The 13255-nt window shown below is 55.4% G+C and carries 12 protein-coding genes; 11 read left to right on the top strand and 1 reads right to left on the bottom strand.

Going from position 1 to position 13255, the window contains the following annotated elements; translation table 11 throughout:
• Positions 1-5: 5 nt before the first annotated feature.
• Positions 6-1424, bottom strand: coding sequence for a glutamine synthetase family protein (locus tag E1B03_RS06250; RefSeq protein WP_103771021.1), 1419 nt, complete (start codon positions 1422-1424; stop codon positions 6-8).
• Between the two features lie 212 nt (positions 1425-1636).
• On the opposite strand from E1B03_RS06250, the gene puuD reads away from it, so the two are divergent.
• From puuD to appC, 11 genes are all read left to right on the top strand, one after another.
• Positions 1637-2401, top strand: a complete 765-nt coding sequence (gene puuD, locus E1B03_RS06245) for a gamma-glutamyl-gamma-aminobutyrate hydrolase (protein ID WP_043015313.1) — start codon at positions 1637-1639, stop codon at positions 2399-2401.
• Between the two features lie 25 nt (positions 2402-2426).
• Positions 2427-2984 carry an HTH-type transcriptional regulator PuuR gene (puuR, locus tag E1B03_RS06240; RefSeq protein ID WP_103771020.1) on the top strand — a complete coding sequence of 186 codons (558 nt, stop codon included), beginning with the start codon at positions 2427-2429 and terminating at the stop codon, positions 2982-2984.
• 138 nt (positions 2985-3122) lie between these two features.
• Entirely contained in the window at positions 3123-4610 is a 1488-nt protein-coding gene (gene puuC, locus E1B03_RS06235; RefSeq protein ID WP_103771019.1) for an aldehyde dehydrogenase PuuC, read from the top strand.
• 2 nt (positions 4611-4612) lie between these two features.
• A complete protein-coding gene (locus E1B03_RS06230) occupies positions 4613-5893 on the top strand; it encodes an NAD(P)/FAD-dependent oxidoreductase (protein WP_133085861.1) in 1281 nt (426 codons plus the stop codon).
• Positions 5894-6101: 208 nt separating this feature from the next.
• Complete coding sequence (gene hyaA / locus E1B03_RS06225) at positions 6102-7229, top strand: hydrogenase 1 small subunit (protein ID WP_103771131.1); 1128 nt, start codon at positions 6102-6104, stop codon at positions 7227-7229.
• On the top strand, positions 7226-9019 hold the full coding sequence (hyaB, locus tag E1B03_RS06220) for a Ni/Fe-hydrogenase large subunit (protein WP_133085860.1): 1794 nt from the start codon (positions 7226-7228) through the stop codon (positions 9017-9019). Before hyaA ends, hyaB begins: the two co-directional genes overlap by 4 nt.
• A gap of 19 nt (positions 9020-9038) precedes the next feature.
• Positions 9039-9773, top strand: a complete 735-nt coding sequence (gene hyaC, locus E1B03_RS06215) for a Ni/Fe-hydrogenase b-type cytochrome subunit (protein WP_133085859.1) — start codon at positions 9039-9041, stop codon at positions 9771-9773.
• Positions 9770-10351, top strand: coding sequence for a hydrogenase 1 maturation protease (gene hyaD / locus E1B03_RS06210; protein ID WP_103771015.1), 582 nt, complete (start codon positions 9770-9772; stop codon positions 10349-10351). Before hyaC ends, hyaD begins: the two co-directional genes overlap by 4 nt.
• Positions 10352-10356: 5 nt before the next feature.
• The gene (gene hyaE / locus E1B03_RS06205; protein ID WP_103771014.1) at positions 10357-10758 is read left to right on the top strand and encodes a hydrogenase-1 operon protein HyaE; all 402 of its coding nucleotides are present in this window, start codon (positions 10357-10359) and stop codon (positions 10756-10758) included.
• Positions 10758-11615, top strand: coding sequence for a hydrogenase expression/formation protein (locus E1B03_RS06200; protein ID WP_133087193.1), 858 nt, complete (start codon positions 10758-10760; stop codon positions 11613-11615). The genes hyaE and E1B03_RS06200 overlap by 1 nt, the downstream gene beginning before the upstream one ends.
• 89 nt (positions 11616-11704) lie before the next feature.
• Positions 11705-13249 carry a cytochrome bd-II oxidase subunit 1 gene (gene appC, locus E1B03_RS06195; protein WP_133085858.1) on the top strand — a complete coding sequence of 515 codons (1545 nt, stop codon included), beginning with the start codon at positions 11705-11707 and terminating at the stop codon, positions 13247-13249.
• Positions 13250-13255 lie beyond the last annotated feature (6 nt).

The raw sequence follows: 13255 nt of genomic DNA, 5'->3' as shown, positions 1-13255 counted from the left end.
ACCGGTCAGGCGTTTTTCAGCATCCACTCAATTTCAGTGTCGGTGATCAGGCGCTCAAACTGGATAAGCTCGTCGTTTTTACAGGCGTGATACACATGGCTAAAACGTTCCCCAAGTAACTCACGCAGATTATCGTTTTGCATGAACTCCCACAGCGCATCGCTCTGGCGGATCGGGAACGGTAGCCCTTCCTGCTCCAGTCCGTTGCCTTCCACCTCTTCCTGCAACGGCAGCTCGTTATCCAGACCGTGAAGGATCCCCGCCAGAATGGTCGACATCACCAGATACGGGTTGGCATCCGCCCCCGCCACGCGATATTCAACCCGGTGGTTATCACGATCGCCGCAGGGAATGCGCAGCGCCACCGTTCGGTTGTTGTGCCCCCATGACGCCTGGGTCGGAACATACATACCCGGCTGGAAACGGCGATAAGAGTTCACGTTCGGCGCCAGTAGCGCCATAGAGGCGGGCATCAGATCGATCATCCCGGCCAGCGCACGCTTAAGTAATGCGGAATCATCGCCATTCGCATCGGCCAACACGTTCTCGCCTTTGTTGTTCATCATGCTGATGTGGATATGCATCCCGCTACCAGCATGCTCCTCATAAGGTTTTGCCATAAACGTGGCATGCATCTTATGTTTCTCTGCCACCAGCCGAACCAGACGTTTCAGCGCCAGCGCGTCGTCGCAAGCGTCGAGGACGTTATCGGTATGATAGAGGTTGATTTCAAACTGCCCAGGGGAGGCTTCAGCCACCGCGCCGTCAGCCGGGATCAGCTGCAAACGGGCCAGTTCATCGATATCGTTGAGTACATCAGCAAAGTGGTTCAAGTTATCAACGGAATAAACCTGACTTTGGGTATTTCGATCGTCTGTTCCCGGCGCGCACGGCGGCTGCAGATAACCTTCGGGATCACGCTTACGATCGAGTAAATAGAACTCCAGCTCTACCGCTACGACGGGGAACAGACCGCGCTGGCGAAGTTTCTGCCAGAGTCGGTTAAGTACGTTCCGCGGCTCAACGTCAAAGGGAGCGCCATCTTCATCCAGCATCGTCAGCATCATCTGCGCAATACATTCCGGATCGGCGGCCGAAGGGGTTAATGTGCCTGCCACTGGTACACAGGTCCGATCCGGTTCGCCAAGCTCCTGGCCTAATCCCGCCTCTTCAACCACATTGCCAAGGATATCCATCGCGAAAACGGATGCCGGAAAATAACAACCTTTCTCTAACTTGTGCAATCCTGCAACGGGAAGGCGCTTACCGCGAAAACAGCCATTAAGGTCGGTTAACAACACATCCACATACTGCGTATTGGGATAGCGCTCCAGATACTGTTTAACTTCACGCGCAAACGCGCTACTTCGTCTCTCTTCAGAATGCTGAACAAAATTCTCAACTTCTACGATATTGGTTTCCATGATTCACCGCCGTTGGCCTGGTAAGCTGTTCTGTGATTTGACTGTTAAATATAATGTCCACCCTTCGACTCTGGATGCAAACAAATTGTTTGTCAAATGTTAAATTAAGTTTGCTAGAAGGTTATTCCACTGCTAGATTGAGAAAATAATGAACGGAATGGCACAACAAGGAACCGTTTGGCAATAATTTATTCCAAAACGTGAGGTCGATCATGGGCAATATATTTGACAAGCCAGTTATTGGTGTAGTGATGTGCAGGAACAGGCTTAAGGGTCACCAGACCCAGACTCTGCAAGAAAAGTACCTGAATGCGGTATTAAATGCCGGTGGATTACCGATAGCGCTTCCCCATGCGCTCGCGGAACCCGAATTGTTGAACGCACTGTTACCGAAACTGGATGGTATCTTCCTGCCAGGAAGTCCAAGCAATGTGCAGCCGCACCTCTATGGTGAAAATGGCGATGAGTCTGACGCCGATCCCGGGCGTGATCTTCTGAGCATGGCGCTAATCACCGCCGGGCTCGAAAGGCGCATTCCCATTTTCGCCATCTGCCGGGGCTTGCAGGAATTAGTTGTCGCCACTGGCGGTACTCTGTATCGTCGCCTGTGCGATCACTCACAGTTCCTGGAACATCGTGAAGATGCGGAACTCCCGGTGGAGCAGCAATATGCGCCATCTCACGAAGTCCAGGTTCAACAGGGAGGATTGCTATCTCAGTTAATACCAGGTTGCAGCACGTTTTGGGTTAACTCCCTGCATGGTCAGGGCGCAAAAACCCTTGGCCCGCAGCTGCGCGTGGAAGCACGCTCGCAGGATGGATTAGTGGAAGCTGCCAGCGTTCACGACCATCCTTTCGCGCTCGGCGTGCAGTGGCACCCGGAATGGAACAGTAGCGAATACGCCCTGTCGCGTTTGTTACTTGAAGGTTTTATCACCGCTTGTCAGAACCACCTCGCTGAAAAACAGCGACTCTGACCACTACAGTTAAGGAAATGCAATTATGAGCGATGACGGCCTGGCGCCGGGTAAACGTTTGTCAGAGATCCGCCAGCAGTTGGGTCTTTCGCAGCGTCGTGCCGCCGAACTGTCTGGGTTAACGCATAGCGCCATCAGCACCATAGAGCAGGATAAAGTCAGTCCTGCCATCAGTACGCTGCAAAAGCTATTGAAAGTATATGGGCTGTCGCTCTCCGAGTTCTTCGCGGAACCGGAAAAGCCTGACGAACCGCAGGTGGTTATCAATCAGGAAGATTTGATTGAGATCGGGAGTCAGGGAGTATCCATGAAGCTGGTACACAACGGAAATCCGAATCGTACGCTGGCAATGATGTTTGAAACCTATCAGCCAGGTACGACAACCGGGGAGAGAATTAAACACCAGGGTGAAGAGATTGGCACAATACTGGAAGGTGAAGTGATACTGACCGTCAATGGTCAAACGTATCACCTTGTTGCAGGGCAAAGTTATGCCATAAATACCGGCATTCCACACAGCTTCAGCAACACCTCGGCAGGGATCTGCCGCATCATCAGTGCCCACACTCCCACCACGTTCTAATAAGTAGCGGCCTGAGTTTCTCAGGCCTTCTTAAATAACACGCATTAACAGGGTACACCCCTGGGGCATCGTGCAGCCTGATTTTGCCTGAAAAAGATCAGCAACGAACTTTATCTTATTGATATAAAAGGAGTAGCTATGAACTTTCAGAATTTGAAATATTGGCGTGATAAAGCCAGCCATTATTCGCCGGAAACGCGTTTATTTATTAACGGCGAATACTGTGCCGCCGCAGATAACGAAACCTTTATTACGCAGGATCCGGCAGGACAACGCCCGCTCGCCAAAGTCGCTCGCGGTAAAAAAGCGGATGTGGACCGCGCGGTCACCGCAGCACGCACCGTGTTTGAACGCGGAGACTGGTCGCAAGCATCACCCGCAGAGCGCAAGGCCGTTCTGCATAAGCTCGCCGATTTAATGGAACAGCATCACGAGGAGCTGGCGCTACTGGAAACGCTCGATACCGGTAAACCGATTCGCCATAGCCTGCGTGATGATATTCCAGGCGCGGCACGCGCCATCCGGTGGTACGCCGAAGCCATTGATAAAGTCTATGGTGAAGTTGCCACTACCTCGGTCAACGATTTAGCGCTGATTGTACGCGAACCGGTGGGCGTGATTGCGGCTGTCGTACCGTGGAACTTTCCCCTACTGCTGGCCTGCTGGAAACTCGGCCCGGCACTGGCTGCGGGCAACAGCGTGATCCTTAAACCTTCCGAAAAATCACCGCTCACCGCCATTCGCCTGGCTGCGCTAGCGAAAAAAGCGGGTTTGCCCGATGGCGTTCTCAACGTTGTTAGCGGCTATGGCCACGAAGCGGGCCAGGCGTTGTCGCTGCATCCGGATGTTGATGCGATCACCTTTACCGGCTCGACCCGCACCGGCAAACAACTGCTCAAAGATGCGGGCGACAGCAATATGAAACGCGTCTGGCTGGAGGCCGGTGGTAAAAGCGCCAACATCGTGTTTGCCGACTGCCCGGATCTACCGAAAGCCGCCGCCAATGCCGCGGCAGGTATTTTCTACAACCAGGGTCAGGTCTGTATCGCCGGTACGCGTCTGCTGCTGGAAGAGAGTATTGCCGACGAATTTATCGCGCTGCTGAAAGAGCAGGCGAAAAACTGGCAGCCTGGCAACCCGCTGGATCCGGAAACCACGCTGGGCACGCTTATCGACAACGCGCATGCCGACACCGTAGACACGTTTATTCGCGACGGTGAAGCGCAAGGCACGCTGGCGCTGGATGGCCGCAGCCATGTACATCCTGCGGCTATCGGCCCGACGATTTTTGTCGATACCGCACCGCAGGCCCACGTCAGCCGCGATGAGATCTTCGGCCCGGTACTGGTCGTCACCCGTTTTAGCAGTGAAGCCGAAGCTCTGGCGCTGGCTAACGACAGTGACTACGGCCTGGGCGCAGCGGTCTGGACCCGCGATTTATCGCGCGCCCACCGTATGAGCCGTCGCCTGAAGGCCGGTTCGGTCTTCGTGAATAACTACAACGACGGTGATATGACCGTGCCGTTTGGCGGCTATAAGCAAAGCGGTAACGGACGCGATAAATCCCTGCATGCGCTGGAAAAATTTAGCGAACTGAAAACCATCTGGATCTCCCTGGAGTCTTAATCATGACTGAACATACCAGCAGTTATTACGCCGCAAGCGCCAATCAGTACGAACCGTTTCCCACCCTTAGCGAATCGGTTAGCTGTGATGTTTGCGTCGTGGGCGGGGGTTATACCGGACTCTCCTCCGCCCTGCATTTAGCGGAAATGGGTTACGAAGTTGTGTTACTGGAGTCCGCGCGGATTGGCTTCGGGGCCAGCGGGCGCAACGGCGGTCAGTTGGTGAACTCCTACAGTCGTGATATCGATGTTATCGAACGTACCTATGGCCCGGACGCCGCCAAAATGCTTGGCAGCATGATGTTTGAAGGCGGCAATATCATCCGCGAACGCATCAAACGTTATCAGATCGAATGCGACTACCGCCCCGGCGGGCTGTTTGTGGCGCTGAACCACAAGCAAATGGAAACGCTGGAGGAGCAGAAATCGAACTGGGAACGCTACGGCAACACGCAGCTTGAGCTGTTAGACAGCAGCGAAATTCGTCGCGAAGTCAGCAGCGATCGTTATGTCGGCGCGCTGCTCGACCACAGCGGTGGTCATATCCACCCGCTGAATCTGGCGATTGGCGAAGCTAACGCCATTCGTCTGAACGGCGGGCGCGTCTTCGAACAGTCGCCAGTCACCCGTATTCAGCACACCAGCCCGGCGGTGGTCAGCACTGAAAAAGGTCAGGTTACGGCCCGCTTTGTGATCGTCGCGGGCAACGCCTACCTCGGCGACAAACTGGAGCCTGCGCTGGCAAAAAGCAGCATGCCGTGCGGCACGCAGGTGTTAACCACCGAACCGCTGTCTACGGAGATGGCGCGCTCGCTGATCCCGAAAAACTACTGCGTCGAAGATTGTAACTACCTGCTGGATTACTACCGTCTGACCGGCGATAACCGCCTGCTGTACGGCGGTGGCGTAGTCTACGGCGCTCGCGATCCGGACGATATTGAGCGTCTGGTGATGCCGAAACTGCTGAAGACCTTCCCGCAATTGCAGGGGGTAAAAATTGATTACCGCTGGACCGGTAATTTCCTGTTAACGCTGTCTCGCATGCCGCAGTTCGGCCGTCTTGATACCAACATCTACTATATGCAGGGCTACAGCGGCCACGGCGTGACCTGTACCCACCTGGCAGGACGGCTGATTTCCGAGCTGCTGCGCGGGGACGCCGAGCGCTTTGACGCGTTCGCCAAACTGCCGCACTACCCGTTCCCGGGAGGCCGCAGCCTGCGCATTCCGTTTACCGCCATGGGGGCGGCATATTACAGCTTACGCGATCGCCTTGGGGTTTAAGTTCTTCCGCGATAAACCCGACGCACAGGGCGGTCTCCCCTGTGCGTTTTTTTATTGCCAAAAAGCGAAAAACAGGTAACAGGCACGAAAATATCGCAATAGGACATAACCACACTCTTTGCATTGTTTCTCTACTCCGATCGGATACGCTTTTTTAGATATCGCTGGCGGCGTGCGCCAGAACTTAACGGGGGAAGAAACGCGTGTTATGAATACGAATAACGAGGAAACCTTTTATCAGGCGATGCGCCGCAAAGGCGTGAGCAGACGCAGTTTTCTCAAATATTGTAGCCTCGCTGCAACATCGCTAGGGTTGGGAGCCGGAATGACGCCCAAAATTGCCTGGGCGCTGGAGAACAAACCCCGGATCCCGGTAGTCTGGATCCACGGGCTGGAATGCACCTGCTGCACCGAATCATTTATCCGCTCCTCTCACCCACTCGCCAAAGACGTCATCCTCTCCCTGATTTCACTCGATTACGACGACACCCTGATGGCCGCCGCCGGAACGCAGGCCGAAGAGGTATTTGAAGACATTCTGAGCCGCTACCATGGCCGATATATTCTGGCAGTCGAAGGTAATCCTCCGTTGGGTGAACAAGGGATGTTCTGTATCAGCGGCGGACGACCGTTTATTGAAAAGTTAAAAAGAGCCGCGGCAGGTGCCAGCGCGATTATCGCCTGGGGAACCTGTGCCTCCTGGGGCTGCGTGCAGGCTGCCCGGCCTAACCCAACCCAGGCTACGCCGATCGATAAGGTGATCACCGATAAACCGATCGTGAAAGTGCCAGGCTGCCCGCCGATTCCGGACGTCATGAGCGCCATCATCACCTATATGGTGACATTTGATCGTTTACCTGAACTCGATCGTCTGGGGCGTCCGCTGATGTTCTATGGTCAGCGTATTCACGACAAATGTTACCGTCGCGCTCACTTTGACGCCGGGGAGTTCGTTGAGAGTTGGGACGATGACGCCGCCCGCAAAGGCTATTGCCTGTACAAAATGGGCTGCAAAGGGCCAACCACCTATAACGCCTGCTCTACCACCCGCTGGAATGGCGGCGTTTCCTTCCCGATCCAGTCCGGCCACGGTTGTCTGGGATGTTCGGAGAACGGCTTCTGGGATCGCGGTTCGTTTTACAGCCGCGTGGTCGATATTCCACAAATCGGGACACATTCAACCGCCGACACCGTGGGCCTCACCGCGCTTGGCGTCGTGGCAGCTGGCGTCGGCGTCCACGCAGTCGCCAGCGCCGTCAATCAACACAATCGCCACAAACAGCAATTAGCCGACGCCGAACAACAATCGCCAGACAATAAGGATAAACAGGCATGAGCACTTCGTATCAAACCCAGGGATATACGGTCAATAATGCCGGTCGCCGCCTGGTTGTCGACCCCATTACGCGCATTGAAGGCCATATGCGTTGTGAAGTGAACATTGATGAGCAGAACATCATCACCAACGCGGTTTCCTGCGGCACCATGTTCCGCGGACTGGAGATCATTCTGCAGGGTCGCGACCCGCGCGATGCCTGGGCGTTTGTCGAACGAATTTGCGGGGTGTGCACCGGCGTACATGCGCTTGCCTCGGTCTATGCCATTGAAGATGCTATTGGAATTAAGGTGCCCGATAACGCCAACATCATTCGCAATATTATGCTGGCAACGCTGTGGTGCCACGACCACCTGGTACACTTTTACCAGTTAGCCGGAATGGACTGGATTGACGTGCTGAATGCCCTGAAAGCAGATCCGCGCGCAACGTCGCAGTTGGCGCAAAGCCTCTCAGCCTGGCCGATGTCTTCACCGGGCTACTTCTTTGACGTCCAAAATCGCCTGAAGAAGTTTGTCGAAGGTGGTCAGTTAGGGATTTTCCGCAACGGTTATTGGGGACATCCGCAGTACAAGCTGTCGCCAGAGGCTAACCTGATGGGCTTTGCCCACTACCTGGAAGCGCTCGATTTTCAGCGCGAGATTATCAAAATCCATACAGTGTTTGGCGGTAAGAATCCGCATCCGAACTGGATTGTCGGCGGTATGCCGTGCGCGATTAATATCGATCAAAGCGGCGCGGTAGGCGCAGTCGATATGGAACGCCTGAACCTGGTGCAGTCGATCATCAGCCGCACCGCTGATTTCATCAACAACATCATGGTGCCTGACGCATTGGCTATCGGCCAGTTCAATAAACCCTGGAGCCAGATTGGCACCGGGCTTTCTGATAAGTGCGTCTTAAGCTACGGCGCGTTCCCGGATATCGCTAATGACTTCAGCGCGAAGAGCCTGTTGATGCCTGGCGGGGCAGTTATTAACGGTGATTTTAACAACGTCATGCCGGTGGACCTCGACGATAGGCAGCAAATTCAGGAGTTTGTCGATCATGCCTGGTACCGTTACCCGGACGATCAATTAGGTCGTCATCCGTTCGAAGGGATTACTGAACCCTGCTATAACCCGGGCGATGTCAAAGGCAGCGATACCGATATCAAGCAGCTCAACGAGCAGGAGCGCTACTCGTGGATTAAAGCCCCGCGCTGGCGCGGACACGCTATGGAAGTTGGGCCGTTGGCGCGTACGCTGATTGCCTATCACAAAGGGGATGCCGCCACGATTGAATCCGTGGATCGCATGATGTCTGCCCTCAAGCTGCCGCTGTCGGGTATGCAATCAACGCTGGGACGTATTCTGAGCCGCGCGCACGAAGCGCAGTGGGCCGTGAGCAAGCTGCAATATTTCTTCGACAAGCTGATGACCAACCTGAAAAACGGCAATCTGGCGACCGCAAATACCGAAAAATGGGAGCCTGAAAGCTGGCCGCAGCACTGCCGAGGGATTGGTTTTACCGAGGCGCCGCGCGGAGCATTAGGCCACTGGGCATCGATTCGCGACCAGAAAATCGACTTGTATCAGTGCGTGGTGCCGACCACCTGGAATGCCAGCCCGCGCGATCCGAAGGGACAAATTGGCGCTTACGAGGCGGCGTTGATGGGCACTCAAATGGCGATTCCGGAGCAACCGCTGGAGATCCTGCGCACCTTGCACAGCTTCGACCCGTGTCTGGCATGTTCAACCCATGTACTCAGCGACGACGGCAACGAGCTTATCGCCGTCCAGGTTCGCTGAGCGTTTAAGGAACGGAACGATGACTGGAAAAACATCCCCACGCGTCGGGGAGGCGCGTGATACCGCCGTCAGCCACTATGTGTTTGAAGCCCCCGTACGTTTGTGGCACTGGCTGACGGTGGGCTGCATGTTGGTTTTGATGGTGACCGGATATTTTATTGGCCGACCGTTGCCGTCGGTCAGTGGCGAGGCCACTTATCTGTTCTACATGGGCGACATCCGGTTGGTACATTTCGCTGCCGCCATGGTGTTCACGGTGATACTACTGGGGCGCATTTACTGGGCCTTCGTCGGTAACCGCTATTCGCACGAGCTGTTTATCGTGCCGGTCTGGCGGCGCAACTGGTGGCAAGGTGCGTTTTCGGTGGTGCGCTGGTATCTGTTTCTGGAAAAAAAACCGGGAGATGATATCGGTCATAATCCCATCGCGCAGGCGGCGATGTTCGGTTATTTCCTGCTCTCAGTTTTTATGATCCTCACCGGTTTTGCCTTATACAGCGAACATAGCCAGTACGCCATTTTTACCCCCTTCCGCTATGTGACGGAGTTTTTCTACTGGACCGGCGGGAACTCTCTCGATATCCACAGCTGGCATCGTTTGGGGATGTGGTTCATCGCCGCCTTCATCCTGGGTCATGTGTATATGGCTATCCGTGAGGACATCATGTCTGACGATACCGTTATCTCAACCATGATCAACGGCTACCGTAGCCACAAATTTGCCAAACGTCAGCGCGACAAGGGGGCGTCATGAGCAAACCTAACGTCATCGTGATGGGTTTAGGCAACCTGCTGTGGGCAGATGAAGGTTTTGGCATTCGAGTCGCCGAGCGTCTGTACGCACACTATCACTGGCCTGAATGGGTAGAGATTGTCGACGGCGGCACGCAGGGGCTGAATCTGCTGGGCTACGTTGAGCAGGCCAGCCATTTACTGCTGCTGGACGCCATTGATTACGGGCTCGCACCGGGCACTCTGCAAACCTACGCCGGTGACAAAGTCCCCAGTTACCTCAGCGCCAAAAAAATGAGTCTGCACCAGAACAGCTTTTCCGAAGTCCTGGCTCTGGCGGACATTCGCGGCCATCTGCCCGCACACATCGCCCTCGTCGGGCTGCAGCCGGTACAGCTGGACGACTATGGCGGCAGCCTGACCGACATCGCACGCGCTCAGCTCCCGGCGGCAGAACAGGCCGCACTTACGCAACTGGCCGTGTGGGGCATTGCGCCACAGACAATCGATGAAACGCGTTGCCTGAACTATGAATGCCTGTCGATGGAAAACTATGAAGGCGTGCGTATTCGCCAGTATCACGTAACGCTGGAGAAATAAGCAACATGTTGAATGAGAAACCATTTTCTGCATTATGGCAACGTATGCTGGCTAGGGGCTGGCAACCGCTAACCGCGTCTGAACTGGATGACTGGGCAACCCGTGTGGGAGATGGCGTAGTCCTGCTCAGTAGCGATCCCCGCCGCACGCCGGAAGTCAGCGATAACCCGGTCATGATTGCCGAGTTGCTGCGCGAGTTTCCCCAGTTTGACTGGCACATCGCCATGGCGGATCTTGAACACAGCGAGGCGATCGGCGATCGCTTTGGCGTGTTCCGCTTTCCGGCTACCCTGGTGTTTATTCACGGTGAACTGCGCGGCATTCTCAGCGGCATCCACCCGTGGGCCGACCTGCTCAACCTGATGCGTCCCCTCGTTGCAGAACGTATACCGCCGGAGTCTGCATGATGAGCGATTCCTTTTTTCATCTATTGGGACCGGGCACGCAGCCGGGCGATGACAGCTTCAGCATGAATCCCTTACCCCTCACCTGCCAGGTCAACAACGACCCCAGCATGGCAACACTGGAAAACTGCCCGCACAGCCCGGCGGTGATGGCATTGTTAGCTGACGTGCGCCACCAGCTCAACCAGAGAATTCCCACCAAACAGGACGTGCTGGGATGGGATTTATCCGCGCTCAACGCCGACGATCTCACGTTTCTGAATACGCTGCTCGGCGAGGGCGAAGTTTCAATACGCATCCAGCATGCTGATGGCAGAGCCAGCGAGATTCAGGAGTCGATTTTCTGCGGCATCTGGCGGGTGCGTTGTCAGAATGAAAAGGGCCAATGGGAGCAGCATCTGGAAGCAGGCAGCGCGCCACGGGCGCTGTGGCAGGCGGCAACAATCAATACGCTGCCTGACGATAGTCTGTTGCCTGCGCCCGTCGACGGGCTGATGAATGGCCTGACGCTGGCCCAGGAGCTGCTGGCGCACGTGCGCAATCCGGCAACGATTCCCCATAGCATTAATCTCACCCAATTGCCGATTAGCGATGCGGACCGCCTGTTCCTCGCTCGTCTGTGTGGCGAAGGGCGCATCCAGATCCGCACCATTGGTTACGGCGAGAGCCAAATCGACGCCACGGCGCTGCGCCACGTCTGGCATGTGCGCTGTCTGGATACCCTGAAAGGGCTTCTGCTCGAGAGCTATGAGATCTGTCCGTTGCCGGAACTGGTGTTGGCCGCACCGGAAGATCTGCTCGACTCGCTCGAGCGCCTGAATGAAGTCTGCGGCTGGCTGGCATCCGGCCCGCCTGCCTGATTCCCCTTTTCAGACCCGCGTACTTTTCTGCTGCGGGTCTGGCGTTTTCTTCCTTACCTATTCACTCTCTAATGCCTGATGGAGTTCGCATGTGGGACGTCATTGACTTATCACGCTGGCAGTTTGCGCTGACCGCGCTGTACCATTTTCTGTTTGTTCCCCTTACGTTGGGGCTGATTTTTTTGCTGGCCATCATGGAAACCTTGTTCGTGGTGACCGGCAAAACGGTCTACCGCGACATGACGCGTTTCTGGGGAAAGCTATTCGGCATTAACTTTGCGCTCGGCGTGGCAACCGGCCTGACCATGGAGTTTCAGTTCGGTACTAACTGGTCGCTCTATTCCAACTATGTGGGCGATATTTTCGGTGCCCCGCTGGCAATGGAAGCCTTGATGGCTTTCTTTCTTGAATCCACCTTCGTGGGGCTGTTTTTCTTCGGCTGGCAGCGTTTAAACAAGTACCAGCATTTACTGGTGACCTGGCTGGTCGCGTTTGGCTCCAATATCTCAGCCCTGTGGATCCTCAACGCCAACGGCTGGATGCAGTATCCGACAGGCGCTCGTTTTAATATCGATACCCTGCGCATGGAGATGAGCAGCTTTAGCGATCTGGTCTTTAACCCTGTCAGCCAGGTGAAATTTGTCCATACTGTGATGTCCGGTTATGTCGCCGGCTCGATGTTTGTGATGTCCATCAGCGCATGGTATCTGCTGCGCGGTCGCAATCGCGAGTTCGCCCGGCGCTCCTTCGCGGTAGGTTCCGTCTTCGGTACGCTGGCTATCCTTGGCACCCTGCAACTGGGAGATAGCTCAGCCTTTGAGGTCGCCCAACTCCAGCCGGTAAAACTGGCGGCAATGGAAGGCGAATGGCAAACCGAACCGGCACCCGCCCCCTTTCACGTCATCGCCTGGCCGCAGCAGGAGCAAGAGCGTAACGCCTTTTCTGTGAAAATTCCCGCACTGCTGGGTATCCTGGCAACCCACTCTTTAGATACGCCGGTTCCGGGGCTGAAAAACCTGATGGCGGACGCACTTCCCCGCCTGCAGCGAGGCAGGGAAGCGTGGCTGCTGATGCAGGAAATCGCCAAAGGTAACCGCACGCCTCAGGTATTGAGCGCTTTTCACGCTGTGCAAAACGATCTGGGTTACGGCATCCTGTTGGCGAACTACGCGCCTGACATGAACCACGTTACGCCAGCGCAATATCAGGCCGCACAACGCGGTGCTATCCCGCAGGTGGCCCCCGTGTTCTGGAGTTTTCGCGTCATGATTGCATGCGGTTCACTGCTGCTACTGGTGATGGTGATTGCGCTGATACAGACCTTACGTTGGCGTATCGACCAGCATCGATGGGTACTGCACATGACGCTGTGGAGCCTGCCGCTACCGTGGATTGCCATCGAAGCGGGCTGGTTTATGACGGAGTTTGGTCGTCAGCCGTGGGCGATTCAGGATATTTTGCCAACATGGTACGCCCACTCCGCTCTGAGCGCGGGCCAACTGGCCTTCTCCATGGGGCTAATCCTCACGCTTTACACCCTGTTTTTAATTGCCGAAATCTACCTGATGCAAAAATACGCGCGTCTTGGTCCCGATGCGATGCAACGTCAACAACCAGCACAACAACAGGGATAAAGGAGA

Source organism: Citrobacter arsenatis, assembly GCF_004353845.1.
Classification (GTDB): domain Bacteria; phylum Pseudomonadota; class Gammaproteobacteria; order Enterobacterales; family Enterobacteriaceae; genus Citrobacter; species Citrobacter arsenatis.
Note: the sequence above shows the minus strand (reverse complement) of the source record. Positions and strands in the feature narration are given on the sequence as shown.

Coding starts and splice junctions, on each gene's coding strand:
- E1B03_RS06250 (WP_103771021.1), bottom strand. CDS start 1,424: ATGGAAACCAATATCGTAGAAGTTGAGAATTTTGTTCAGCATTCTGAA.
- puuD (WP_043015313.1), top strand. CDS start 1,637: ATGGGCAATATATTTGACAAGCCAGTTATTGGTGTAGTGATGTGCAGG.
- puuR (WP_103771020.1), top strand. CDS start 2,427: ATGAGCGATGACGGCCTGGCGCCGGGTAAACGTTTGTCAGAGATCCGC.
- puuC (WP_103771019.1), top strand. CDS start 3,123: ATGAACTTTCAGAATTTGAAATATTGGCGTGATAAAGCCAGCCATTAT.
- E1B03_RS06230 (WP_133085861.1), top strand. CDS start 4,613: ATGACTGAACATACCAGCAGTTATTACGCCGCAAGCGCCAATCAGTAC.
- hyaA (WP_103771131.1), top strand. CDS start 6,102: ATGAATACGAATAACGAGGAAACCTTTTATCAGGCGATGCGCCGCAAA.
- hyaB (WP_133085860.1), top strand. CDS start 7,226: ATGAGCACTTCGTATCAAACCCAGGGATATACGGTCAATAATGCCGGT.
- hyaC (WP_133085859.1), top strand. CDS start 9,039: ATGACTGGAAAAACATCCCCACGCGTCGGGGAGGCGCGTGATACCGCC.
- hyaD (WP_103771015.1), top strand. CDS start 9,770: ATGAGCAAACCTAACGTCATCGTGATGGGTTTAGGCAACCTGCTGTGG.
- hyaE (WP_103771014.1), top strand. CDS start 10,357: ATGTTGAATGAGAAACCATTTTCTGCATTATGGCAACGTATGCTGGCT.
- E1B03_RS06200 (WP_133087193.1), top strand. CDS start 10,758: ATGAGCGATTCCTTTTTTCATCTATTGGGACCGGGCACGCAGCCGGGC.
- appC (WP_133085858.1), top strand. CDS start 11,705: ATGTGGGACGTCATTGACTTATCACGCTGGCAGTTTGCGCTGACCGCG.